The organism is Pseudomonas sp. IT-P12 (genome assembly GCF_949767465.1).
Taxonomy (GTDB): Bacteria; Pseudomonadota; Gammaproteobacteria; order Pseudomonadales; family Pseudomonadaceae; genus Aquipseudomonas.
Genome location: NZ_CATKPY010000011.1, coordinates 551,748 through 574,029, shown reverse-complemented (window position 1 = coordinate 574,029; position 22,282 = coordinate 551,748). Strand labels below are relative to the sequence as shown.

Below are 22,282 nucleotides of genomic sequence, written 5' to 3'. Positions count from 1 at the left end.
CGTGCAATCAACCTTCCTTGCCGGCGCGCATTTGCCCCCAGGCCAGGTTCAGGTTGACGCCTATCGAGAGCAGGGGTTGCGGTGGATTGGCATTGGGGCCTGGCGAGTTCAACAGAAACTCGATCAGCTCGTTGCGCTCGCCGGCCAGCCAGTCGGCCAGCAACTGGCCGGTGGCGGTGCCGCGCGTCACGCCCAGGCCGTTGCAGCACAGCGCGCCGTAGACGTTTGGGCCGAGCTCGCCGAAATAGCCTTCATGGTTGCGCGACAGCGCCAGGGCACCGCCCCAGGTGTATTCGAAGGCCAGGTCGGCAAGCATCGGAAAGCGCCGGTCGAACGAGGCGCGATGACGCGTGGCGAAGCGTTCCAGGTACTTGGGGTTGCTGCGTCCATCCGGGTTGAAACTGAAACTGTTGCGGATCAGCAGCCGATTGTCCGGCGTGCGCCGCACCGTGGTGCCGAACGGATCGGCCGGGATCACTCCCCAGTACGGCTTGCCACCCAGGCGTGCCTGCTCCTGCGCGGTCATCGGCCGGGTCAGGCTGGCGTAGGTGAACACCGGCAGCATGCGGCCCTTGAGGAAGCCGAAGTGTTGGCCGAAGGCGTTGTTGGTCAGCAGCAACTTGTCGGCGGTGATCGAACCGCCGGCGTGGCGCAGCACGGTGCGGTTGCCGTATTCGACATCGGTGATGACGGTGTTTTCGTGCAGCGTCACATTGGCCGGCAGGCTGTCGGCCAGCCCCTTGACCAGCGCGGCGGGCTGCAACAGCGAAGTGCCCGGCGTGAACAATGCCTTGCGGTAGAACGAAGTGCCGATGTGCTCCGGCAGATCGCCGCCGTCGATCATTTCGTAAGGTTGGTCGAGCTTGTCCAGGCCACGGCGGTAAGCATCGAGCACGGCAATGCCACGGGGCTCGATGGCCGCCTGGTACTTGCCGCAGTGCATCATCTGGCAGTCGATGGCGAAGCGCTGGACCAGCGCTTTGAGGGCGTTCTTGCCACTCAGGTTGAGCTTCATGGTCTTGCGCGCCAGAGTGATGTCGCCGATGTAATCCTCGGCGCCGATGTCATGGGGCAGGTCGATGGCGAAGCCGGCGTTGCGTCCCGAGGTGCCGAAACCGACCTGCTGCGCATCCAGCAGGATGATCTGCTCGTCGGGAAAATGGCTGGCCAGTTGACGCGCGGCGGCCAGACCCGTGAAGCCGGCGCCGACGATGACCCAGCGCGCCGCCGTGTGGCCCTGATGGGCAGGGGCAGGGGTGCGCGGCCTGCTGGTGAGAAACCAGCCACAGCTGTCATCATCGGCAGGCAATGAAGTTATTTTTGTCATGGTTCGAATCCTGATTGGCAATGCAAGCGTGCAAGCGGTCGTCGCGCATCGCGGACAACTGCGCAGGGTTGGGGCCGAGAGGGATCGTCTGAGCGGGTGGACAACCCGGTCCAGGGCTTGAGCCCCAACCCTCCACAGGTGCCCGCCGTGCTTTACCAGCGATGCGGGCGCCTGCGGGTGATCAGGAAACAGCGCGAGTGGCTGCCATCAATTGCTGGCCTGCACCGCTGCCGCCCGCGAAGCCTTCAGCCACTCGTCAAACTGTGCACGGTGCGCCTGCACCCATTCCTTGGCATGGCGGGTGATGTCCTTGGGTTTCTTCTCGCCTTCCTGCATCTTCAGGTTTTGCTGACTCTCGTCGTCCGAGGTGATCTGCACCAGCGAGAGGAACTTCAAGGCCGCCGGGTTCTTCTGGGCGAAGTCCCTGTTGAGCACCGCCTCGACCTTGTCCACGGCAAAGCCCAGGTTCTTGCCCTTGTACATCGTGTTGACGTCGTTCTTACCGCCCGGCAGGTCGGTCTTCGGTACCTCCAGCCAGACCACGTCCTTGTCCTCGACCAACACGCTGGCGATCCATTGCGGCACCCAGGTGAAGTAGAAGATCGGCTTGCCTTCCTTGTAGCGGGCGATGGTGTCGGCCATCAGCGCGAAGTACGAGCCCTGGTTGACGTTGATGGCATTTCCCAGGTCATAGGCTTTCATGTGGTGGGCGATCACCAGTTCGCAGCCCCAGCCCGGGTTGCAACCGGTCATGTCGGCCTTGCCGTCGCCATCGGTGTCGAACAGCTTGGCGATCTCCGGCTTTTTCATGTCGGTGATGTACTTGATGTTGTATTTTTCGGCGGTTTTCTTGTCGATCAGGTAGCCCTGCAGCACGCCCGGCAGGATGTCGCCGGCCTTGACCATGGTCTTGTCGCCACCGGCCTTCTGATAGAACTCGTCATGCAACTGGTCCCACAGGTGAACGGTGAAGTCTGCATCGCCACCGGACAGCGCCATCATCATCACGCCGTATTCGGTTTCTTTCGGCTCCTGGACCTTGTAGCCCAGCTCGCGCAGGCCCTCCATCGCCACCTCGCCACGGAAACGTTCCTCAGCGATCGAAGGAAAAATCGGCGTCACCTTGATACCTTCGCCGGGCTTGTCGGGCGAGGCGAGGGCGGCCAGCGAGGCCAGGGTGAAAGTGACGGCGCCAGCGCACTGGAGCAGGTTGCGGGTGAAATTGCTGTTCAACATCATCACGTACCTTTAATGGTTGTTATGGGTGTACGGCAGATTCAAAAGTGGACATTCAAGCGGTCTTGCCGGGCACGCTGGCCGGCTTGTTGCCGAACACGCGCATCAGCACGCCTACGGGACCGGTCTGGTACCAGCGCCGGCTCGGGTCGGCATTGGTGCGGGCGCCCATGGCCTGGGTCAGGCGGTCGAGGAAGATGGCCAGCAGCACCAGGCCGACACCGCCCACGGTGGCCAGGCCCATGTCCAGACGGCCAATGCCGCGCAGGACCATCTGGCCCAGGCCGCCCACGGAAATCATCGAAGCGATCACCACCATCGACAGCGACAGCATCAGGGTCTGGTTGAGGCCGGCCATGATGGTCGAGGTGGCCAGCGGCAGTTGCACGCGGGTCAGCATCTGCCGAGGGGTGCAGCCAAACGCACGGGCGGCCTCGATCTTGTCTTCGGGCACCTGGCGGATCCCCAGGTTGGTCAGGCGCACCAGCGGCGGCAGGGCGAACACGATGGTCACCAGCACGCCGGGAACGTTGCCGATGCCAAACAGCATCACCACCGGGACCAGGTAGACGAATGCCGGCAAGGTTTGCATGGCGTCGAGCACCGGCCGGATCACCCGCTCGAGGCGGTCGCTGCGGGCGCAGACGATGCCCAGCGGAATGCCGATCACCGCGCAGAAGAACACCGAGGTCAGCACCAGGGCCAGGGTGGTCATGGATTCGGACCAGACCCCGATCAAACCGAGCAAGGTCAGGGTCACGAAGCACAGCAGCGCCATGCGCTTGCCGGCCAGCTGCCAGCCGAGCAGCGAGGACAACAGGATGCCGATGCTCGGCGGGATGCTCTGCAAGGTGAACTCGATGCCATTGAGCACCTGGTCGATCGGCCAGCGGATCGCGCGGAACACCTCGCGAAAGTTCTGCACCATGTAGTTGAGCACCACTTCCACCCAATCCCCCAAGGGGATGGTGAGGGTCTGGAAGGGGTCGAGGAAGCTGAAATCGGACATTGCGAGTACCTCTTCAAAGGAACGCTGGCGCTCAGTGGCGGCTCAGGGTCTGCAGCAACTGGTTCTTCGACACGGTGCCCTTGAACGAACCATCACGGCCGAGCACCGGCACCGGGTACGGCAGTGTGGCGGCGATATCGAGCACCTCATGCAGCGGGGTGTCGACGTACACCGGTTGCTGTTCGTGCTGGCAATAGCGGTCACTGGCCGAAGCGCCGCTTTCGTCGGTATCGACCACGCCCAGCAACCGCCCCTTGTCGTCGATCAGGTAGCCGAAGGCGGTGCACGCCTTGAACTGCGGCGCCTTGCCGTTGACCCGGCACACCGTCTGCGGATCGAGCTGCGCGACATCACCCGCCTTGAGCACCCGTGAGCTATCGAAGCCCTTGAAGAACGTCCTCACGTACTCGTTCGCCGGCTGGTTGATCAATTCCTGCGGCGTACCGATCTGCACCACGCGCCCGCCCTCCATGATCGCGATGCGATGGCCGATGCGGATGGCTTCCTCGATGTCGTGGGAAATGAAGATGATGGTGCGCTGCTGCTCGGCCTGCAGGCGGATCAGCTCGCCTTGCATCTCGCTGCGGATCAGCGGGTCAAGGGCGGAAAACGCTTCGTCCATCAGCAGGATGGTCGGGTCGTTGGCCAGCGCACGAGCCAGGCCGACACGTTGCTGCATGCCGCCGGAGAGCTGGTGCGGATAGCTGTGTTCATGGCCGGCCAGGCCAACCTGGGCCAACGCTTCCTTCGCCCGGCAGTGCCGCTCGCTTTCATTGACGCCGGAGATTTCCAGGCCAAAGGCGGCGTTCTCCAGCACGCTCATGTGTGGCATCAGGGCGAAGGACTGGAACACCATGCCCATTTCCTTGCGCCGCACATCCAGCAACGCCTTGTCGCTCAGGCCGGTGATTTCCTTGCCATTGAGGTGGATGGTGCCCGAGGTGGGTTCGATCAGGCGGTTGAACAGTCGCACCATGGTCGATTTGCCCGAGCCGGACAGGCCCATGATCACGAAGATCTCGCCGCGCTTGACCGAGAAACTGGCGTCGAACACGCCGACCACATGGCCGGTCTTCTTGAAGATCTCGTTCTTGTCGGCACCGTTGTTCAACATTTTCATGGCCAGGTCCGGATTCGGACCAAAGACCTTGAAGATGTTCTTTACCGAAAGAATCTCTTCGGAATGGCTCATACGACCCTCTTCTTATGGTTTTATCCAACTGTTAACCCTGACCGCCAGGCGCTGGCGTTCAGGGTGTGCATTGGCAGTCCGTTCGAAATCCGAACGCGAGTCAGTCCTTGAAGCGTGCCACCTGTTTCTGACGATGCGCTGTGTGGCGGCCTAGTTCAATGGGTGGGCCTGCCGGCATTCGCGCCGAACAGGTGGGCTCATGCATTTTCTTGTGTGCGCCCGGAGAAAAGGCGGTTGTTGCATTTGCTTTGGCTTGCGGACAGTCTAGAGCCGGGCCTCCCGCCCAGAAATCGACATTTTTTGCGGGCTATTGATTACCTGGTGTTATGGTTAAACATACTGAACCCGATCAGACGCTGATCAAGATGCCCTCCCTGCGCGCCGTGAAAGCCTTCGTCGCGGCGGCGCGCTACCAGAATTTCACTCGTGCGGCCGAGGCACTGTGCGTCACCCAGCCGCCATCAGCCGGCAGATCCGCGAGCTGGAGGAGCACCTCGGCGCAGAATTGTTCAACCGCGCCGGGCGGGCAGTCGAGCTGACGTCCGCGGGGTCGATTTTCTACGATGCGGTGCAGTTATCCTTCACCAACATCGCCCAGGCGGCGGAGCGCATCAGCAGCAACAGCAACTCAAAACACGTGGTGACCCTGTGTTGCTCGCAGGCGTTCGCCAACCTGTTGCTGATGCCCAAGCTGCCAACGTTCTTCGAAGCACACCCCGAGATCGACCTGAACCTGGTGGTGACCCAGAACTTCCTGACCATGGAGAACGGTGTGCACCCGGACTTCATCATCTGCAAGATGATGAAAAGCCACGACGGCTACCACAGCCAGGCGTTGATGCATGACCAGATCTACCCGGTGTGCTCGCCGCTGTACCTTGAACGCCATCCGCAACTGCGCAAGGTCCAGGACCTGCGCGACGGCGCCTTGCTCAATCTCAGCCCGTTCGGGCGCTCGCAGGTCGCCGAGCACGTCGATTGGAGCGTGTGGTTCGCGTACCACGACATTGACCTCAAGACCCGACCGACCGACACCCCGCACTTTTTCAATGCCAATGACTACAACCTGTTGATCCAGCTGGCCTTGAATCATCAAGGCGTGGTGCTGGGCTGGCACCATCTGGTGGGGCCGATGGTGGAAGAGGGGGTGCTGGTCAGGCCGGTCAGGGAAGTGCTGGTACTGCAGGATTCCAAGCACTACCTGAGCTTCAATGAGGACAAGCAGAACGACGCCAGTTGCCGCCGCCTGTACCAATGGTTGCTTGCCGAATTCGGCCCTGATGGCGCTGCCGCGCAAGACTGATAACGGCAGATCATCGTGCACATGCAACGGTGGGAACGAGCCTGCTCGCGATGGTCGCCAACGATGACGCACGCCACCTCATGCCCCCCGCACGCTCCCACACAGGGGGTTACGCCGTACGGATCTTCCTGGTCGCGTCCTGGCGGGCAACGAAAGCATTGATGTTGTCCACTGCACTGTCCATCAACTGCTGCATGGCGTCCTCGCTGCTCCAGGCGATGTGCGGGTTGAGCAGGAAATCATCGCGGTCGATCAGGGTGAACAGCGGGTTGTCCGGATGCAGCGGCTCATGTTCGACCACATCCAGTGCCACTCCGCCAAGTCGACCATTCTCCAGCGCAGCGATCAGTGCGGCCTCGTTGACCACGCCACCTCGACCGGTATTGACCACCACCGCATCGGGCTTCATCAAGGCCAGCCGCTCGGCATCGATCAGGTTGTAGGTCTCGGGCGTCAGCGGGCAGTTGATCGACAGCACGTCACAGTTGCCGAGCAGTTCATTCAGCGGGCGGCAGTCCGGCCCCCGACGCTTGCCGCCACGATCCTCGAACAACACCTGCATGCCAAAGGCTCTGGCCAGATGCGCCAGGCGCAGGGCAATCGGCCCGCTGCCGATGATCGCCAGGTGTTTGTCGCGCACATCGCGGATGCGGTGATTGAAGTAGATGTTCTGGTACGCCGCCTCACCGGCATGCACCTGGCGCATCAGCCGGGTGAACGCCGCCGGACGGCGGAACAGCTCCAGGATCATCGCCAGGCTGTGCTCCGCCACGGTGTTGGCGGCGTAGCCCGGGACGCTGGTGACCTGGATGCCATGGGCATCGCAATAGTCGACATCGACGATGTCGCGCCCGGTCAGGGCCAGGGAAATCATCTTCAGCTTCGGCAATTGGCGCAGGTGCTCCTCTCGCAGCGGCACACTGCAGGTCATGGCAATCGTCGCCTCTTGCAGATGCTCGATGACCTGCTCGGGGCGGGTATAGGCATACTGTTTCCAGCTGTGCTTGCAGTCCGGGCGTTTCAGACGGGTCGACGGCGCCAGGCCATCGTCGTCGAGAAAAACGATCTGTTCAGTCACGATCAAATCCTTATTTCTTCTGCGCCGGCACGTAGCCGGCCGGGGCCATGGCAACCAGCTGGCGGGTGACGAAACCCGCATCCTGGTCGTGATCTTCGAGGGATTCCTTGCGCACCAGGGCATCGCGCACCAGGTGTGCGCCAAAGAAGCGCAACGGTTCCGGCGGCAACAGTTTCATGCGTTGGTTGACCAGGCCGCAGTTGGCCCACTCGTCATTGGCATGCTCGACCAGCGACTTGATGATGCGGCTGGCAAACACCGTGGTCGCCACGCCATTGCCGGAGAAGCCGATGCCGTAGGCGATGTTCTGGTGATGGTCGAGGTAGCCGAAGTTCGGCAGGCCCTTCATCGCGCGGTCGATGGGGCCGGTCCAACTGCTGACGATCGGCACGCCGGACAGTTGCGGGTAGAGGCGACGCAACTCGGCGGTGACCTTGTCGGCCGCCGGCGAGGGTTTCTCGTACAGATTGCCGATGCGCCCGGCAAAGGCGAACTGGCCCAGCGGCTTGCCGAACACCACACGACCGTCCGGGGTGTTGCGCCAGTAGTTGAGCACGGTACGCGAGTCGGTCATGCATTCGCCGCCACTGAAACCGATGGCGTCCAGCCTGGCCTTGACCGGTGCGGTGGCGACCATGTCGCTGGACATGATCGCGATCATCCGGCGCAGCTCCGGGAACCGCGCCCCCCAGGCGTTCATCGCCAGCACCACGCGATCGGCACGCACGGCGCCGCGCTCGGTATGCACCACCGGATGCTTGCCTTGCTCCAGGCGCGTGAGCGGGCTCTTTTCGTAGATGTTCACCCCCAGCTTCAGCGCCACACGGCGCAGGCCTCGGGCGAGCATGGCCGGCTGCACAGTGGCGGCGTTCGGGTCGTAGATGCCGCCGAGCACCAGCGGCGAACCGACACGGTTCTGCATGGTATGGCGATCCATCTCCTGAAACGGGTTGACGCCCAGGTTCTGCAGGCCTTCGGTAAGCACGCGCCAGGAATTCATCTGCCGTTGATTGGTGGCGGTCCACAGCCAGCCGTGCTTGCGGTATTGGGCGTCGATGCCGTGTTCCTGGCAGAAGCTGCCGATTTCGTCGATGGCCGATTCCGCCGCTTCGCAAATACGCCGGGCCTCGACGTCGCCGCAGATAGTGCGCAACGACAGGTACTTGCCCCACCAGTTGGTGGCAACGCCGCCGTTGCGGCCGCTGGCCCCCGCACCGCAGCGGTCGCGTTCGACGATGACAATGGTCTTTTCCGGGTTGGCCTGTTTCAGCCGGATGGCCGACCACAGGCCAAGGTAGCCACCGCCGACGATACACACGTCGGCTTGAATCGAATCCTGCAGGGCAGGGGCCAGGTCGTTATCCAGGTCAAGCGCCTGGGCATACCAGAATCCACGGTACATAAGGGTGCCTTCAGCCAATGTTGTCTTGTGGTCACATGATGCGGAGGGCGGGCAGTGGCGCACTATGATGCGGGGGACAATTGATAGAAGAACGCTGCGCGAATCGGCTAAATCCAATGGCGTCGCGTTGCCTTCTGTGGGAGCGAGCCTGCTCGCGATGGCGGAGTGTCAGACGCCGCAGAGGGTGGCTGTGCGGGCGAATCGCGAGCAGGCTCGCTCCCACAGATGCACAGTTCCGTATCAGGGCGGGGTTCAGAGCTGCCCGAAGGCCTGGATCTCTATGCGGTATTCGGGGGCTGCCAGCGCGGCTCCGACGCAGGCGCGCACGGGAGGCTGGTCACCGACCCAGGCGTCGTACACCTCGTTCATGGCGGAAAATTCGCCCATGTCCGCCAACCAGATCTGCAGGCGGGTCAGATGGTTCTTGCCGGCGCCGACCTGTGCCAGCCACTGCTCCAGTTGCGCCAGGACGCAGCGGGTCTGCGTGGCGATATCGCCCGGCGCCAGCGCGACGATGCCGGAGGTCTCGATGCGGCCGTCCACCAGCACCAATTGACTGGCACGCGGGCCGGGGTTGATTCGTTCGATCATGTTCCGGCTCCTTAGAACAGCACGTAGGTTTTGCGCAGGGTTTCGCGGACGTCCCATACGCCTTCGCAGTTCTCGGGAAACAGCACCGCGTCACCCGCGCGCAGTTCCACCGGTTCGCCACCGTCCGGGGTGAAGGTGCACCAGCCGCTGACGATATGGCTGAACTCGCGGTTCTTCAGGTGACGGCGGAACAGCCCCGGGCTGCTTTCCCAGACGCCGATGCTGGCGCCGACAGCATCATCGGTCTGGGCCTGGCCTGTGGCGGCGACGGCAATGGGGGCGCCGATCGGCAGGCGTGCCGGCGAGTGCTCTCCCAGGGGGGAGGCGGCGGCGTTGCGAACGACGGTCAGGACTTGGCTCATGAATGTTTCCTTTGTTTAGGGGCCTTTCGGCAAGCGGTCGGTACTTTTGCACCGCCCCGGTCGAGGCGCATATAACAGAACGGACCAGTCATCGAACGCCACGCAGCGGCCTGCCGTTTTCGGTGCCGCGATAATACAAATTGACCGGCTCATACAATTCAGGGGCAGGCCAGCGGGATAGAGTTCAGCCTGTTCGATCAATAAATATAAAAAGAGGGTCGTATGAGCCAGACCGATGAAATTCTCTCGGTGAAGAACATCTTCAAGGTGTTCGGTCCCCACCCGGACCAGGCCATGAAGATGTTGGACAACGGTGCCGACAAGAATGAAATCTTCAAGAAGACCGGTCATGTGGTCGGCGTGTTCGACGCCAGTTTTTCCGTCAAGCGCGGTGAGATCTTCGTGATCATGGGCCTGTCCGGCTCGGGCAAGTCGACCATGGTGCGACTGTTCAATCGCCTGATCGAGCCGACCTCGGGCAGCATCCACCTCAACGGCAAGGAAATCACCGGTCTGAGCGACAAGGCGTTGCTGGACGTGCGGCGCAAGGAAATGGGCATGGTGTTCCAGTCCTTCGCCCTGATGCCGCACATGAGCGTGCTGGAAAACACCGCCTTCGGCCTGGAAATCTCCGGCGTCAAGGAAAGCGAGCGGCACTGTCGGGCGAAGGAAGCCCTGGCTCAAGTGGGCCTCGCGGGCCAGGAATACAGCTACCCCCATCAACTGTCCGGCGGTATGCAGCAGCGCGTCGGCCTGGCTCGTGCATTGGCCAACGACCCGACCATCCTGCTGATGGACGAAGCGTTTTCCGCCCTCGACCCGCTGATCCGCAGCGAGATGCAAGGCGAGTTGATCCGTCTGCAGGCCGAACAGCAGCGCACCATCATCTTCATTTCCCACGACATCGAGGAAGCCGTTCGCATCGGCCATCGCATCGCGATCATGGAAGGCGGGCGGGTGGTGCAGATCGGCACGCCACTGGAACTGATCGAGCAACCGGCCAACGACTACGTGCGGGCCTTCTTCAAGGGGTTCGACGTGTCCCGGATGTTGAAGGCCGGCGATATCGCGGCGCTGGACCCGGCGACCGTCTGTCGGGTCTGCCGCAAAGAGCTGGAACACGCCCACGCCCACCACTGAGCGCCCCGATCAAAAGAGGTAAGCCACGATGTCCGATTTCAGCTTTCTTGATCCCTTCCAGTCCATCACCATCCCCTTGGGCGACTGGGTGGAAGTGGTACTCAACTACATGGTGCAGAATTTTCGCGAGGTGTTCCGCGCGATCCGCTGGCCGATCGATCAGGTGCTCAATGGCATCGAGTTCACCTTGCAGAGCATTCCGCCGAGCATCGGCATCCTGCTGTCCTCGCTGCTCGGCTGGCAGCTGGCCGGCAAACGCATGGCGCTGCTGTGCTTCGTGACCCTGACCTTGCTCGGTTTGATCGGGGTCTGGTCCGAATCCATGACCACCCTGGCCTTGGTGCTGACCTCGGTGTTCTTCTGCGCGGTGATCGGCATTCCGCTGGGCATCGTCTGCGCCCGCAGCGACCGCCTCGAACGGGTGATCCGGCCGGTGCTCGACGCCATGCAGACCTTGCCGGCATTCGTCTACCTGGTCCCGGTGGTGATGCTGTTTGGCATCGGCAACGTTCCCGGCGTGTTGGTGACCATCGTGTTCGCCCTGCCGCCGCTGGTGCGCCTGACCAACCTGGGGATCCGCCAGGTGCCCGAAGACAAGATCGAGGCCGCCCGTGCCTTTGGCTGCACCCCTCGGCAGATGCTGACCCGCGTGCAATTGCCGCTGGCCACCTCGACCATCATGGCCGGTCTCAACCAGACCCTGATGCTGTCGCTGTCGATGGTGGTGATCGCCTCGATGATTTCCGTGGGTGGCCTGGGCCAGATGGTCCTGCGCGGCATTGGCCGCCTGGACATGGGCCTGGCCACCGTGGGCGGAGTCGGTCTGGTGCTGCTGGCGATTTTCCTCGACCGCCTGACCCAGGCCATGGGCGCCCGCACCAATGCCGACCCGAGCCGGCGCTGGTATCAGACCGGTCCCGTGGGCGTGCTGATGCGCCTGTTCGGCGCCGCGCAGCCTGCCGGACGGCGCGAGACTGCCTGAGATTCACCGTTCTATCTGCCGCAATCCACACAACAATCACAAAAGGTAAGCGAAGATGTACGAGTCCACATTCACCCGCCGTTTTCTGCAATGCGCCTCAGCCGTGGCGTTCAGCGTGGCCTGCCTGGGCGCCAGCGCTTCCGTGGATAAACCGGGGGAGGGGGTGAAGATCACCCCGGCGTTCCCGACCGTCGATGAAGAGCGATTCCGTGGCGAAGTGGCGTTGGCCGGTCTGCGCGAGCTGGGCTACAAGGTGCAGAAACCCAAGGAGACCGAATACGCCACCATGGTCGTGGCGGTGGGTTTCGGCGATGCGGATTTCACCGTCAACGCCTGGGACAAGCTGCACGCCGCGTTCTACCAGAAGGCCGGCGGCGACGAGAACATGATCAAGGTCGGCAATATCCTGCCCGGCGTGTTGCAGGGCTATCTGATCGACAAGAAAACCGCCGACCAGTACAACATCAAGTACATCACCGACCTGAAGAAACCGGAAATCGCCAAGCTGTTCGACACCGATGGCGACGGCAAGGCCGACATGACCGGCTGCAACCCGGGCTGGGGCTGCGAACTGGTGATTGCGCACCAGATGAAAGCCTACGACCTGGAAAAATCCATCCATGTGAACCAGGGGTCGTACTTCGCGTTGATGGCCGACACCATCACCCGTGCCAAGGAAGGCAAGCCCGTGTTCTATTACACCTGGATTCCGCAATGGGTCGCCGGGGTGCTGGTGGAAGGGCGCGACGTGGTCTGGCTGCAGGTGCCCAAGACCGATCTGCCAGGCGGCGACAACAGCCTCGATACCACCTATGAGGGCAAGAACCTGGGCTTCGCGCTGGACAAGGTTCAGGCACTGGTGAATCGCAAGTTCGCCGAGAAGAACCCGGCGGCGGTCAAGTTCCTGTCGGTGATGCAGATCCCGGCAGCGGACGAGAGCGCGCAGAACCTGAAAATGCAGCAGGGCGAGAAATCCATGGCCGATATCCAGCGTCATACCCGCGAGTGGATCGCCGCGCACCAGGCGCAGTTCGACGGCTGGGTGAAGGCTGCTCGTGAGGCGGGCGCCCAGGCCACTCAAGCCAGCAACTGATATGAGGGCCTGCCCCTGATCGCGGCGCCACGCCGCGATCAGGGTTACAAGAACAATACCGTGAGGACCGCCTGACCATGATGACCTCGCCATTCTCGATTCCTGCCGACGCCCGCCGTATCGACCCCGCCCGACGTCGCGCCGATGGATCACTGGATGACAACGACCGCACCGAAATCGGCCCGACGCCGCTGGCGTTTGCCGAATGGGCGCAACTGGGCCTGCAAGCGCCGCAGTTGGCAACGATGCGCGAATACCGCCTGCAACGACTCACGCAACAACTGGTTGCCCGTGACCTGGCGGGCATTCTGCTGTTCGACCCGCTGAACATTCGCTACGCTACCGACACCACCAACATGCAGCTGTGGACCACCCACAACCCGGCCCGGGCCTGCTTCGTCGCCGCCAGCGGGCATGTGGTGCTGTGGGACTTCCATGGCTGCGATCACCTCTCGGCACACCTGCCTTTGATCAGCGAACTGCGCAGTGGCGCGTCGTTTTTCTACTTCGAAACCGGCGACCGCACCGAGCAGCACGCCAAGCGCTTTGCCGCCCAGGTTGACGACCTGCTGCGCACCCACGGCGGCGGCAATCGGCGGCTGGCGGTGGACCGCATCGAAGTTGCCGGGTTACGGGCACTCGAAGCCCAGGGGGTACAGGTCAGCAGCGGCCAGGAAGTCACCGAACACGCCCGGGTGATCAAGGGCCCGGACGAGATCAAGGCCATGCGCTGCGCCGTGGCCTCCTGCGAAGCCTCAATTGGCGAAATGCGCCAGGCCATGCGCGCCGGTGCCACCGAAAACGACGTGTGGTCCGCGCTGCACGCCGGCAATATCCGCCGGGGTGGCGAATGGATCGAAACGCGCATCCTCAGCTCCGGCCCACGCACCAATCCCTGGTATCAGGAGTCCGGACCACGGGTGCTCAGCGACGGTGACCTGCTGTCCTTCGACACCGACCTGATCGGTGTCTACGGCAACTGCGTAGACATGTCGCGCAGCTGGATCTGCGGCGATCTGGAACCCAGCGCCGAGCAGAAACGCCTGTACCGCATCGCCCATGAGCACATCAGCTACAACACCGAACTGGTTCGTCCGGGCGTGGGCTTCACCGAGTTGACTCGCCTGGCCCACCGTCTGCCCGAATCCTGCCGCGCGCAGCGATACGGCGTGATGTTCCATGGTGTCGGCTTGTGCGACGAATACCCGTGCATCCGCTACCCGGAAGATGTCGAATCGTATGGCTACGAGGGTGTGCTGGAACCGGGCATGGCGCTGTGCGTCGAGGCGTACATCGGCGAAGTCGGCGGGCGTGACGGGATCAAGCTGGAGAATCAGTTGCTGGTGACGGAGGACGGCTGCGAGGTGCTGACCCGTTATCCGTTCGAGCAGAGCTTCCTGCTGGACTGAGTGTTGGTTTGTTGCCAAGGTCGCAGAGGGTTGTGACCGCGTCGCAGTCAATCCCGGGCAAGCCCGCTCTCACAGGTACGCTGTTGAATACAAATTTTGTGTTCACGACAAACCCTGTGGGAGCGGGCTTGCCCGCGATGGCGTCGGCACAAAAATCCGCAGGATGAGTGATCGAGCATGAGCACAGTGGCTGAGTCGATGAGTGAAGCGGGGCGCCTGAAGAGTACGCGGTTGGGCATTGTGTTGTGCCTGATGTCGATGTTCGTGTTTGCCGCCCAGGACGGGATCACCAAAATCCTGGTCAAGGACCTGCCGGTGTCGCAGCTGATCATGGTGCGCTACTGGTTTTTCCTGCTGTTTGCCCTGTGTTTCGTGCACCTGAAGGGCGGGGTGCGTCCGGCGCTGAAAAGCGCCCATCCCTGGCTGCAACTGAGCCGTTCGCTGATCGCCGTGTTCGACATCATGGTGTTCGGCCTGGCGCTGCGCTTTCTCGGCCTGGCCGAGACCCACGCCATCTACGCGATCTTTCCGTTGCTGACCATGGGGTTGGCGGCGCTGATGCTCGGTGAACGCATCACGCCACGGCAATGCGTGGCGGGTGTGATCGGTTTCGCCGGCACGCTGATCATTCTTCAGCCGGGCATGGGCGTGTTCAGCCTGACGTCGCTTATCCCCCTGGCGGGCGCCGTGATGTTTGCGTTTTTCAGTGTACTGACGCGCAAGATCAGCGCAGTCGACAGCTTTGGCACCAACATGCTGTACATGGCGTTCTGGGGCGCGTTGGCGTCGACCCTGATGGCTGCGCCGCAATGGGTGACACCGTCATCGACCGAGTGGGGGTTGCTGCTGGTGCTGTCGATCAGCGGGGTGATCGCCCAATTGTTGCTGCTGCAATCGTTGAAATATGCGGCGGCCGTGACCCTGCAACCATTCAACTACTCACTGCTGTTGTTTGCGTCGGTGTTCGGCGTGACGTGGTTTGGCGAGACCTTGCAGACGTCCCTGGTGGTGGGCGCGCTGTTGGTGGTGCTGGGCGGGATCTACGCGTTCCGGCGCTAGAGTGCAAAGGCCGGAGAAACCCCCTCCATAGGGTTTCTCCGATGGCCGTCAGGTCGGTTCGACGATGCGCGGTTGTGCGGCCAGTGGTTCGGGGGCGGGGATCAGGGCGGCGTTCGAGTTCAGGGCGCGGATCAGCCCGTAGCTGGTCACCAGCATGTACACGGCGATCGGAAGGCCGATCACGATACTGGCCATCTGTATCGCCACCAGTCCCCCCGCGATGATCAGGCTGGCGGCAATTGCGCCTTCCAGCACGCACCACAACACCCTCAGCCAGTTCGGCGGGTTGAGGCTGCCGAGCGAGTTGAGCATGCACAGCACCTGGGTCCCGGCATCGGCGGCGGTGACGAAATGCACCGCCAGCAAAAGGCAGACGATGACGCTGAGGATGGCGCCCAGGGTTTTGCCGTCCAGGCGTTCGAGCAAGGTGAACATCGCGGTGGTGGTCTCCGTGCGGGTGGCCTCGAGGATCGGGCCGCCGGTGAACGGGCCGGCTTCAACCTGTTGCGCCACGGGCAGGCTGTTGTAGGCCTGACGGGTTTTCTGCTCGTCCTTGAGCGCCGTGCCGCCGAACACGGCCATCCACAGAATGGTCACCAGCGTCGGCACCAGCAGGGCGCCGACCACCAGTTCGCGGACGGTGCGCCCACGGGAAATTCGGGCAATGAACAGCCCCACGAACGGCCCCCAGGTCATCCACCAGGGCAGGTAGAACGCGGTCCAGCTTTTCTGCCAACTGGTGTCGTTCTGGGTGTCGGTCCACAGGCTCAGGCCGATGATGTTCTGCAGGTAGTCGCCGGTCGATTCGAACAACAGGTTCATGATGTAGTGGGTCGGACCGAGGGCCAATACCACCAGCATCAGCCCCAGGGAGATGAACATGTTGAGGGTGGACAGGCGTTTCATGCCCCGGGAGACCCCGGCCACCAGGGAAATCGAAGCGATCACCGTCACCACCGCGATCAATCCCAGTTTGAACGACAGGCTCACCGGCACGCCGAACACCTGGTTGAGGCCGGTGTTGATCTGCTCTACGCCCATGCCCAGCGACTGCGACACGCCAAACGCGGTCACCGCCGCGCCGATGATGTCGACGGTGTGGCCGATCGGGCCATAGATGCGCTGGCCGATCAGCGGGTAGAGCACCGAACGCAGCGCCAGCGGCAGGCCTTCGCGGTAGGCGAAATAGGCCAGGCCCAGGCCGATGATGGTGAAGATCGCCCAGGGGTGCAGGCCCCAGTGGAACAGGGTAATGCGCATCGCCATCGACGCCGCCTGATCGGTCAGGCCGGGGCTGAAGGGGTTGCTGGCGTAATGCAAAACGGGTTCGGCCACCGACCAGAAGATCAGCCCAACGCCCATGCCGGCACTGAACAACATGGAAATCCACGCGGCGAAGCTGAACTCGGGTTTTTCATCGGGGCGGCCCAATTTGAGGGTGCCGTGACGGCTGAAGGCGACGAACAACAGCACGCAGAGCACGCCGCTGACCAAGGCGATGTAGAACCATTTGAGGTTATCGAGAATAGCGTCCGAAGCACGCTTGAACACGCCCGCAGCCTGGTCGCCCTGGGAGGCGCACAGGATCACGAAGGCGATCACGATCAGCAGCGACCCGACGGTCACCACGGGATTCAGGCCCTTGAACAGGCCAGTTTTTGCACGCATCGGCTTTCCTTATTATTTTTACAAGGCCGTATGGCGGGGGGGAGTTGGCTGGTTAGCCAGATGTCGAGAACACATACGGCCCCTGTGGGAGCGGGCTTGCTCGCGAAAGCAATGTGTCGGCCAGCACTGTTCTGACTGACACACCGCTTTCGCGAGCAAGCCCGCTCCCACAGGGGGGCGAGGTGTTCTCAGATTTCACTCAGAGGTCAATCACCAGATCCGAAGTGGGCCGGCTGCAGCACAGCAGTCGCAGGCCCTTGTCGATTTCGCGCTGACGAATGCCGCCGTTGTGTTTCATGTCCACGCTGCCTTCGAGCAAGGCGGTCTTGCAGGTGCCGCACACGCCTTGGCTGCAGGAGGAGGGGACCACGGCGCCGGCTTTTTTCGCCGCCGACAGTACCGTCTGATCGGCGTTCATGGTGAACACCTTGCCCGAGCGGGCCAGGCGTACGGTGAAGGTGTCCTGAGCCTGGCCGGGTTCGACGCTCGGCGCGGGCTCCACCACCACTTCGGCATTGATGTCGAAACTTTCCTGGTGGTAGCGCGCCAGGTCGAAACCGGCGGTTTCCAGCAGGCCCCGGGCCGCATCCATGTAGCCTTTCGGGCCGCAGGTAAACACGGAGCGCTCGAGGAAATCGGGGATGCGCTGTTGCAGTTCGGCAATCGACAGGCGTCCGATCGGCCCGCTCCAGTCCGGCTCGTCCCCCAGTCCTTCGCAAAAGAACAGGGTGCGCAGGCGCGGCATCTGGCGTTCGAGGCGGGCCAGCTCCTCGCGGAAAATGATGTCCTTGGGTGTACGGGCGCTGTGCACGAACACGATGTCGAGGTCGGCATGCAGGTCGGCCGCCGCGCGAGTCATCGCCATCAAGGGCGTGATTCCAGAACCGGCGGACAGGTACAACAGCTTGCGCGAAGGACCTGCCACGGGGGTGAAGACGCCGGCCGGCCCCGAGGCGCTCATGGCATCGCCGGCCTTGAGGTTATCGTGCAACCAGTTGGAGACCGCACCGCCCGGCACCCGCTTGACGGTGATCGAGAAGGTGAACGGCCGGGTCGGGGTCGACGACAGGGTGTAGCAGCGTGACACGCTCTGCTGGCCGATCACTGGCGAAATGGTGAGGAACTGGCCCGGTTCATAGGCCAGGGCAGGGTAGTCCGGGCTGTGAAATGTGAAGGTCTTGACGTCGTGGGTTTCGGCCACGACGCTCAGGCATTCGATGCGTTTGGTGTCGCCACTGGCCCATTGGGCGCCGTGGGCGGCCCAGTGGTCGGTGTCGGCGAAACGCTGGTCGGCCCGCAGGCTGGCGATATTTTCAAAGACGGTCATCACCTTAAACCCCATGAACGGCGAGGCGATCGCTGTACCAGCGCAGGAACTGGTCAACGTAGGGCTCGGTGAATTCGGAGTACGGACCGGGAATGTAAGCCGGATCCTGGGTACCGCTATGGGTGATGGCCACCAGGTCTGCATCCTGCCGGGTGGTGGCGACCCAGACTTCGGTCAGGCGCTGCAAGTCGTAGTCGACGCCTTCCACGGCATCCGCGTGCACCAGCCACTTGGTGCGCACCAGGGTCCGGTCCGGCGACAACGGGATGATCCAGCTGATCATCGCATGGTCGCTCATGACGTGGGCCCATGAATTGTTGCCCCACAGGTGGGTGTCGCCCAGGTCCTTGCGCGTCAGGTTGCCCAGCAGCCGGGTGCAGGCGACCTTGCTGTCCAGGGTCTGGGATTCGCCACTGCCGGCAATGATCATGCGCTGGGTGCGAAACTGGGTGGCGGCATCGCCGTCCAGGTACTCGAACGTCTCATACAAATGACCTTCACGGGCCCAATCGGCTTCGATGCCGGCCTTGCGAATCTGATAGGCGTCAAAGGAGGCGCGCGACTCTTCGCTCATTTCTTCGAAACTTACGCCCAGGTCTTCGGCATGGTAGGAAACCATCAGTTCCGGGTGAGTTCCCGCGCAGTGATAACACTCGCGGTTATTTTCCATCACCAACTTCCAATTACCGTTCTCGATATAGTCAAGTTCATAGGCGATGCGGGTATTGGCCAGGTCATACGGTGCGAAGCGCGCGCCCATGACTTCTTCCTGGATGGCAATGTCCTGGGGCGCCTCGTCACTCAGGCAAACGAATACATGGGCGCCGATGACCTTGCAATGAACCGGAATCAGGCTGCGGCACTTGGGGTCGAACCCCTTGCCCATGTTGGCCGCGTGCTTGAGGCTGCCATCCAGGTCGTAGGTCCATTGGTGATAGGGGCAAACCAGCATGCCAACCGTTGATTTTCCGGGCTCCTTGAGGCGGGCGCCGCGGTGACGGCAGACATTGCGATAGGCACGAATCTGTTCGTCGTCATCGCGCAGCACCATGATCGACGACTTGCCGATATCGGTGGTGAACACATCGCCAGGCTCGGCGACATCCGCCGTCACGGCCACCAATATCCAATGCCGGGTGAAAAATACATCGACATCGGTTTCGAAAATGTCCTGGCGACTGAATACTTCGCCTGGCATGCCAAAACCAGGTTGCCGGGAAGTTATAACTTCGCGGTGAGACTTGATAGACGCAATGCTCATTATTATTCCTCAGGCACTATTATTGTAATCTGTGTATTAACTAATACACGTGCTGTAAGGATTATCTGAGTGGGTCAAAATACCGTCAATGCGCCTATTTTTACACTTCGCATTACATCAAGTTATAAGTTCACTTTCGACAAGGCCGACAGTGGCGCACGGTCCTGCAACCAGCGAATGATTGCCCAGGACTCCGGCGTTGCAGCACGCCCGTAGGGGATGATTGCGTAATAGGCATCGGTGGGGCGCACGGTAAACGGTTCGAGTCTGACCAGTTCACCGCTGGCCAGCAGATGCTCCACCACCCGACCCCAGCCCAGCCCGATACCGTGGCCGTGCAGCGCTGCATGGACGACGTCGGCGTGCAGGTTCCCGCGCAAGGTGAAGTGAAACTTCTGTGTGCTCAACCCCAATTGCTTGAACCAGCCCTGCCAGTTCATCCAGCCTTCGGAGGTCGAGTCGGAGTCCAGCAAGCCGGCCGCCGCCAGTTGCTCCAGGGTCGTGGGCGCAGGATTGCGCGCGAGCCAGGCGGGGGAGCACACCGGGAAGATCTCTTCTTCGAACAGCAGGATCGCCTCGCCATCCTCCCAATGGCCATTGCCATAGCGGATGGACAGGTCGGATTCCTGGGTGCGCAGGTCACCGGTGAACATCTGCGTTGCCAGACGCAACTGGATGTCGGGCAGGGTTTCGCGCAGCGCCGCCAGCCGGGGCATGATCTGGAACTGGGAGAACGAGGCGGTGACCCCCAGGGTCAATTCCCGGTGGCCGCCCGCCTGGTTGATCTGGTCGAACACCGTGGCGATTTTCTGCAAGGATTCGGAAATGATCGCGAACAGCGCCTGGCCTTCGTGGGTCAGGTCGATGCTGCGGTGCAGGCGATGAAACAGCTGGGCGCCGACGTTCTCCTCGAGCATCTTGACCTGCTTGCTGACCGCCGCCTGGGTGACGCCCAATTCGCTCGCGGCCTGGGTGAAGCTTTTCAGGCGCGCCACGGATTCGAACTGCAGCAGGGCAGTCATCGAGGGGATGATGCGTCGGTAACCCTTGTGGCGGGTGCCGGCTTCCGGGGTTTTCATTGTTGTTCTCGAAGGGTACGAACTGAAAACGACACCACCCCTGTAGGAGCAAGCTCGCTCCTACAGGGAATGTGGGGTGGGATTACACCGCCAAACTCCGCTCACGCAACTCGGTATTGAGGATGCGATCATTCTCGCTGTAGTCCACCGGGCAGTCGATGACATGCACGCCGGGTGTCTTGATGCAGTGTTCGAGCAGCGACAGGAAGCTGTCGGCGCTGTCCACGCGATGGCCGTTGGCACCGTAGGCCTGGGCATACTTGACGAAATCCGGGTTGCCGTAGTCCAGGCCGAAATCGGTGAAGCCCATGTTGGCCTGCTTCCAGCGGATCATGCCGTAGCCGTCATCGCGAAGGATCACCACCGTCAGGTGCATGCCCAGCCTCACCGCCGTTTCCAGCTCCTGGCTGTTCATCATGAAACCGCCATCGCCACACACCGCGACCACCGGACGGTCCGGGTAGACCAGGTGCGCCGCCATCGCCGACGGCAGGCCTGCGCCCATGGTCGCCAGGGCGTTGTCCAGCAGCACGGTATTGGGTTTGTGCGCCTTGTAGTTGCGGGCGAACCAGATCTTGTAGATGCCGTTGTCCAGGGCCACGATGCCTTCGGACGGCAGGGCACGGCGGACGTCGGCGACCAGGCGTTGCGGGTAGACCGGGAATCGGTCGTCGTCGGCCCCTTCGGCGATCTGCGTTTCGTTGGCTTCGCGGATCGCCAGCAGACGCGTGAAATCCCAGTGCGAGGTGTCGCTCAGGGCTTCGCCGATCTGCCACACCGCGTTGGCGATGTCGCCGATCACCTCGATCTGCGGGAAATACACCGCATCCACCTCGGCGGAACGGAAGTTGATGTGGATGACCTCCGTGCCACCGCGCACCATGAAGAAGGGCGGTTTCTCGATGACGTCGTGGCCGATGTTGACGATCAGGTCGGCGGCCTCGATGGCCCGGTGCACGAAATCACCGGCCGACAGCGCGGCGTTGCCGAGGAAACACGGATGACGCTCATCGACCACACCCTTGCCCATCTGAGTGGTGATGAACGGGATGCCGGTCTTGTCGATCAGTTGCTTGAGCACCTTGGCGGTCATCTTGCGGTTGGCGCCGGCGCCGATCACCAGGATCGGGCTGCGTGCGGTGCGCAGCTTGTCGACGGCGGCCTGCACCGCCTTGTGCTCGGCCAGCGGACGACGGTGCAGGCTCGGCGGGATCGGCGTGCTGTCGGTCTGCTCGGCGGCGATGTCTTCCGGCAACTCCAGGTGCACGGCACCGGGTTTTTCCTCTTCGGCGAGACGGAAGGCTTCGCGCATGCGCGCCGGGATGTTATCGGCGGAAGCGAACTGGTGCGTGTACTTGGTGATGGGGGCCATCATGCCGCACACGTCGATGATCTGGAATCGACCCTGCTTGGACTTCTTGATCGGCTTCTGCCCGGTGATCATCATCATGGGCATTCCGCCCAGGTAGGCATAGGCGCTGGCTGTCACCAGGTTGGTGGCACCGGGGCCGAGGGTGGAGAGGCTGACGCCGGTCTTGCCGGTCAGGCGGCCGTAGGTGGCCGCCATGAATCCCGCGGACTGCTCGTGACGGGTCAGCACCAGCCTGATCTTCGACTTGCGCAGCGACTCCAGCAGGTCGAGGTTTTCCTCACCGGGAATGCCGAATACATACTCGACACCTTCGTTTTCCAGGCATTGCACAACGACATCGGCGGCCTTGGCCATTTCGTCACCTTCATCGGGTTATTCGGGGGAGGATCGCT

Annotated in this window: 18 protein-coding genes and 1 pseudogene; 6 read left to right on the top strand and 13 right to left on the bottom strand. The window is 62.3% G+C overall.

From position 1 onward, the window contains the following. Positions 1-7: 7 nt before the first annotated feature. The 4 genes from ACM6IM_RS05795 to ACM6IM_RS05780 all read right to left on the bottom strand — a co-directional run bounded on the left by ACM6IM_RS05795 (position 8) and on the right by ACM6IM_RS05780 (position 4,764). On the bottom strand, positions 8-1,327 hold the full coding sequence (locus ACM6IM_RS05795) for an NAD(P)/FAD-dependent oxidoreductase (RefSeq protein ID WP_414864475.1): 1,320 nt from the start codon (positions 1,325-1,327) through the stop codon (positions 8-10). Between the two features lie 207 nt (positions 1,328-1,534). After that, positions 1,535-2,563, bottom strand: a complete 1,029-nt coding sequence (gene proX, locus ACM6IM_RS05790) for a glycine betaine/L-proline ABC transporter substrate-binding protein ProX (RefSeq protein ID WP_192307980.1) — start codon at positions 2,561-2,563, stop codon at positions 1,535-1,537. 55 nt (positions 2,564-2,618) lie between these two features. Further along, positions 2,619-3,572 (bottom strand): glycine betaine/L-proline ABC transporter permease ProW, encoded by a 954-nt coding sequence (gene proW / locus ACM6IM_RS05785; protein ID WP_414864474.1) that lies wholly within the window; start codon positions 3,570-3,572, stop codon positions 2,619-2,621. 31 nt (positions 3,573-3,603) lie between these two features. Then, complete coding sequence (locus ACM6IM_RS05780; RefSeq protein WP_192307978.1) at positions 3,604-4,764, bottom strand: quaternary amine ABC transporter ATP-binding protein; 1,161 nt, start codon at positions 4,762-4,764, stop codon at positions 3,604-3,606. 326 nt (positions 4,765-5,090) lie between these two features. Between ACM6IM_RS05780 and ACM6IM_RS05775 the strand changes: the two are divergent. Further along, positions 5,091-6,067 (top strand): annotated as a pseudogene (locus ACM6IM_RS05775) (LysR family transcriptional regulator). 109 nt (positions 6,068-6,176) lie between these two features. On the opposite strand, the gene ACM6IM_RS05770 reads toward ACM6IM_RS05775, so the two are convergent. From ACM6IM_RS05770 to ACM6IM_RS05755, 4 genes are all read right to left on the bottom strand, one after another. Further along, the gene (locus ACM6IM_RS05770; protein ID WP_414864473.1) at positions 6,177-7,145 is read right to left on the bottom strand and encodes an NAD(P)-dependent oxidoreductase; all 969 of its coding nucleotides are present in this window, start codon (positions 7,143-7,145) and stop codon (positions 6,177-6,179) included. A gap of 10 nt (positions 7,146-7,155) precedes the next feature. Then, positions 7,156-8,547 carry an NAD(P)/FAD-dependent oxidoreductase gene (locus ACM6IM_RS05765; protein ID WP_414864472.1) on the bottom strand — a complete coding sequence of 464 codons (1,392 nt, stop codon included), beginning with the start codon at positions 8,545-8,547 and terminating at the stop codon, positions 7,156-7,158. A 252-nt stretch (positions 8,548-8,799) separates the two neighbouring features. Then, positions 8,800-9,138, bottom strand: coding sequence for a RidA family protein (locus tag ACM6IM_RS05760; RefSeq protein WP_414864471.1), 339 nt, complete (start codon positions 9,136-9,138; stop codon positions 8,800-8,802). Between the two features lie 11 nt (positions 9,139-9,149). Beyond that, on the bottom strand, positions 9,150-9,500 hold the full coding sequence (locus ACM6IM_RS05755; RefSeq protein ID WP_414864470.1) for a cupin domain-containing protein: 351 nt from the start codon (positions 9,498-9,500) through the stop codon (positions 9,150-9,152). Between the two features lie 222 nt (positions 9,501-9,722). Here ACM6IM_RS05755 and ACM6IM_RS05750 point away from each other — a divergent pair, with 222 nt between their 5' ends. From ACM6IM_RS05750 to ACM6IM_RS05730, 5 genes are all read left to right on the top strand, one after another. After that, positions 9,723-10,640 (top strand): quaternary amine ABC transporter ATP-binding protein, encoded by a 918-nt coding sequence (locus ACM6IM_RS05750; RefSeq protein WP_192307972.1) that lies wholly within the window; start codon positions 9,723-9,725, stop codon positions 10,638-10,640. Between the two features lie 28 nt (positions 10,641-10,668). Next, positions 10,669-11,622 carry a glycine betaine/L-proline ABC transporter permease ProW gene (gene proW, locus ACM6IM_RS05745; protein ID WP_414864469.1) on the top strand — a complete coding sequence of 318 codons (954 nt, stop codon included), beginning with the start codon at positions 10,669-10,671 and terminating at the stop codon, positions 11,620-11,622. Positions 11,623-11,677: 55 nt separating this feature from the next. After that, positions 11,678-12,715, top strand: a complete 1,038-nt coding sequence (proX, locus tag ACM6IM_RS05740) for a glycine betaine/L-proline ABC transporter substrate-binding protein ProX (RefSeq protein ID WP_201192411.1) — start codon at positions 11,678-11,680, stop codon at positions 12,713-12,715. A gap of 77 nt (positions 12,716-12,792) precedes the next feature. Then, on the top strand, positions 12,793-14,124 hold the full coding sequence (gene dddP, locus ACM6IM_RS05735) for a dimethylsulfonioproprionate lyase DddP (RefSeq protein WP_414864468.1): 1,332 nt from the start codon (positions 12,793-12,795) through the stop codon (positions 14,122-14,124). A gap of 177 nt (positions 14,125-14,301) precedes the next feature. After that, positions 14,302-15,183: a DMT family transporter gene (locus ACM6IM_RS05730; protein WP_414864467.1), complete on the top strand. Its 882-nt coding sequence runs from the start codon at positions 14,302-14,304 to the stop codon at positions 15,181-15,183. A gap of 48 nt (positions 15,184-15,231) precedes the next feature. Here ACM6IM_RS05730 and ACM6IM_RS05725 read toward each other — a convergent pair whose 3' ends face one another. The 5 genes from ACM6IM_RS05725 to ACM6IM_RS05705 form a co-directional block, all read right to left on the bottom strand. Beyond that, positions 15,232-16,851 (bottom strand): BCCT family transporter, encoded by a 1,620-nt coding sequence (locus ACM6IM_RS05725; RefSeq protein ID WP_414864466.1) that lies wholly within the window; start codon positions 16,849-16,851, stop codon positions 15,232-15,234. Between the two features lie 199 nt (positions 16,852-17,050). Next, positions 17,051-18,178: an FAD-binding oxidoreductase gene (locus ACM6IM_RS05720; protein WP_414864465.1), complete on the bottom strand. Its 1,128-nt coding sequence runs from the start codon at positions 18,176-18,178 to the stop codon at positions 17,051-17,053. Between the two features lie 4 nt (positions 18,179-18,182). Next, a complete protein-coding gene (locus ACM6IM_RS05715; protein WP_414864464.1) occupies positions 18,183-19,439 on the bottom strand; it encodes an aromatic ring-hydroxylating oxygenase subunit alpha in 1,257 nt (418 codons plus the stop codon). 122 nt (positions 19,440-19,561) lie between these two features. Beyond that, positions 19,562-20,518 (bottom strand): LysR substrate-binding domain-containing protein, encoded by a 957-nt coding sequence (locus ACM6IM_RS05710; RefSeq protein WP_414864463.1) that lies wholly within the window; start codon positions 20,516-20,518, stop codon positions 19,562-19,564. 82 nt (positions 20,519-20,600) lie between these two features. Next, a complete protein-coding gene (locus tag ACM6IM_RS05705) occupies positions 20,601-22,244 on the bottom strand; it encodes an acetolactate synthase large subunit (RefSeq protein WP_192307964.1) in 1,644 nt (547 codons plus the stop codon). Positions 22,245-22,282 lie beyond the last annotated feature (38 nt).

Bases quoted from the DNA above. Each gene is read 5' to 3' on its own strand.
- proW (WP_414864474.1), bottom strand. From the start codon at position 3,572: ATGTCCGATTTCAGCTTCCTCGACCCCTTCCAGACCCTCACCATCCCC.
- ACM6IM_RS05780 (WP_192307978.1), bottom strand. From the start codon at position 4,764: ATGAGCCATTCCGAAGAGATTCTTTCGGTAAAGAACATCTTCAAGGTC.
- ACM6IM_RS05760 (WP_414864471.1), bottom strand. From the start codon at position 9,138: ATGATCGAACGAATCAACCCCGGCCCGCGTGCCAGTCAATTGGTGCTG.
- ACM6IM_RS05765 (WP_414864472.1), bottom strand. From the start codon at position 8,547: ATGTACCGTGGATTCTGGTATGCCCAGGCGCTTGACCTGGATAACGAC.
- ACM6IM_RS05720 (WP_414864465.1), bottom strand. From the start codon at position 18,178: ATGACCGTCTTTGAAAATATCGCCAGCCTGCGGGCCGACCAGCGTTTC.
- ACM6IM_RS05750 (WP_192307972.1), top strand. From the start codon at position 9,723: ATGAGCCAGACCGATGAAATTCTCTCGGTGAAGAACATCTTCAAGGTG.
- proW (WP_414864469.1), top strand. From the start codon at position 10,669: ATGTCCGATTTCAGCTTTCTTGATCCCTTCCAGTCCATCACCATCCCC.
- ACM6IM_RS05795 (WP_414864475.1), bottom strand. From the start codon at position 1,327: ATGACAAAAATAACTTCATTGCCTGCCGATGATGACAGCTGTGGCTGG.
- dddP (WP_414864468.1), top strand. From the start codon at position 12,793: ATGATGACCTCGCCATTCTCGATTCCTGCCGACGCCCGCCGTATCGAC.
- proX (WP_192307980.1), bottom strand. From the start codon at position 2,563: ATGTTGAACAGCAATTTCACCCGCAACCTGCTCCAGTGCGCTGGCGCC.
- ACM6IM_RS05755 (WP_414864470.1), bottom strand. From the start codon at position 9,500: ATGAGCCAAGTCCTGACCGTCGTTCGCAACGCCGCCGCCTCCCCCCTG.
- proX (WP_201192411.1), top strand. From the start codon at position 11,678: ATGTACGAGTCCACATTCACCCGCCGTTTTCTGCAATGCGCCTCAGCC.
- ACM6IM_RS05715 (WP_414864464.1), bottom strand. From the start codon at position 19,439: ATGAGCATTGCGTCTATCAAGTCTCACCGCGAAGTTATAACTTCCCGG.
- ACM6IM_RS05705 (WP_192307964.1), bottom strand. From the start codon at position 22,244: ATGGCCAAGGCCGCCGATGTCGTTGTGCAATGCCTGGAAAACGAAGGT.
- ACM6IM_RS05710 (WP_414864463.1), bottom strand. From the start codon at position 20,518: ATGAAAACCCCGGAAGCCGGCACCCGCCACAAGGGTTACCGACGCATC.
- ACM6IM_RS05725 (WP_414864466.1), bottom strand. From the start codon at position 16,851: ATGCGTGCAAAAACTGGCCTGTTCAAGGGCCTGAATCCCGTGGTGACC.
- ACM6IM_RS05730 (WP_414864467.1), top strand. From the start codon at position 14,302: ATGAGCACAGTGGCTGAGTCGATGAGTGAAGCGGGGCGCCTGAAGAGT.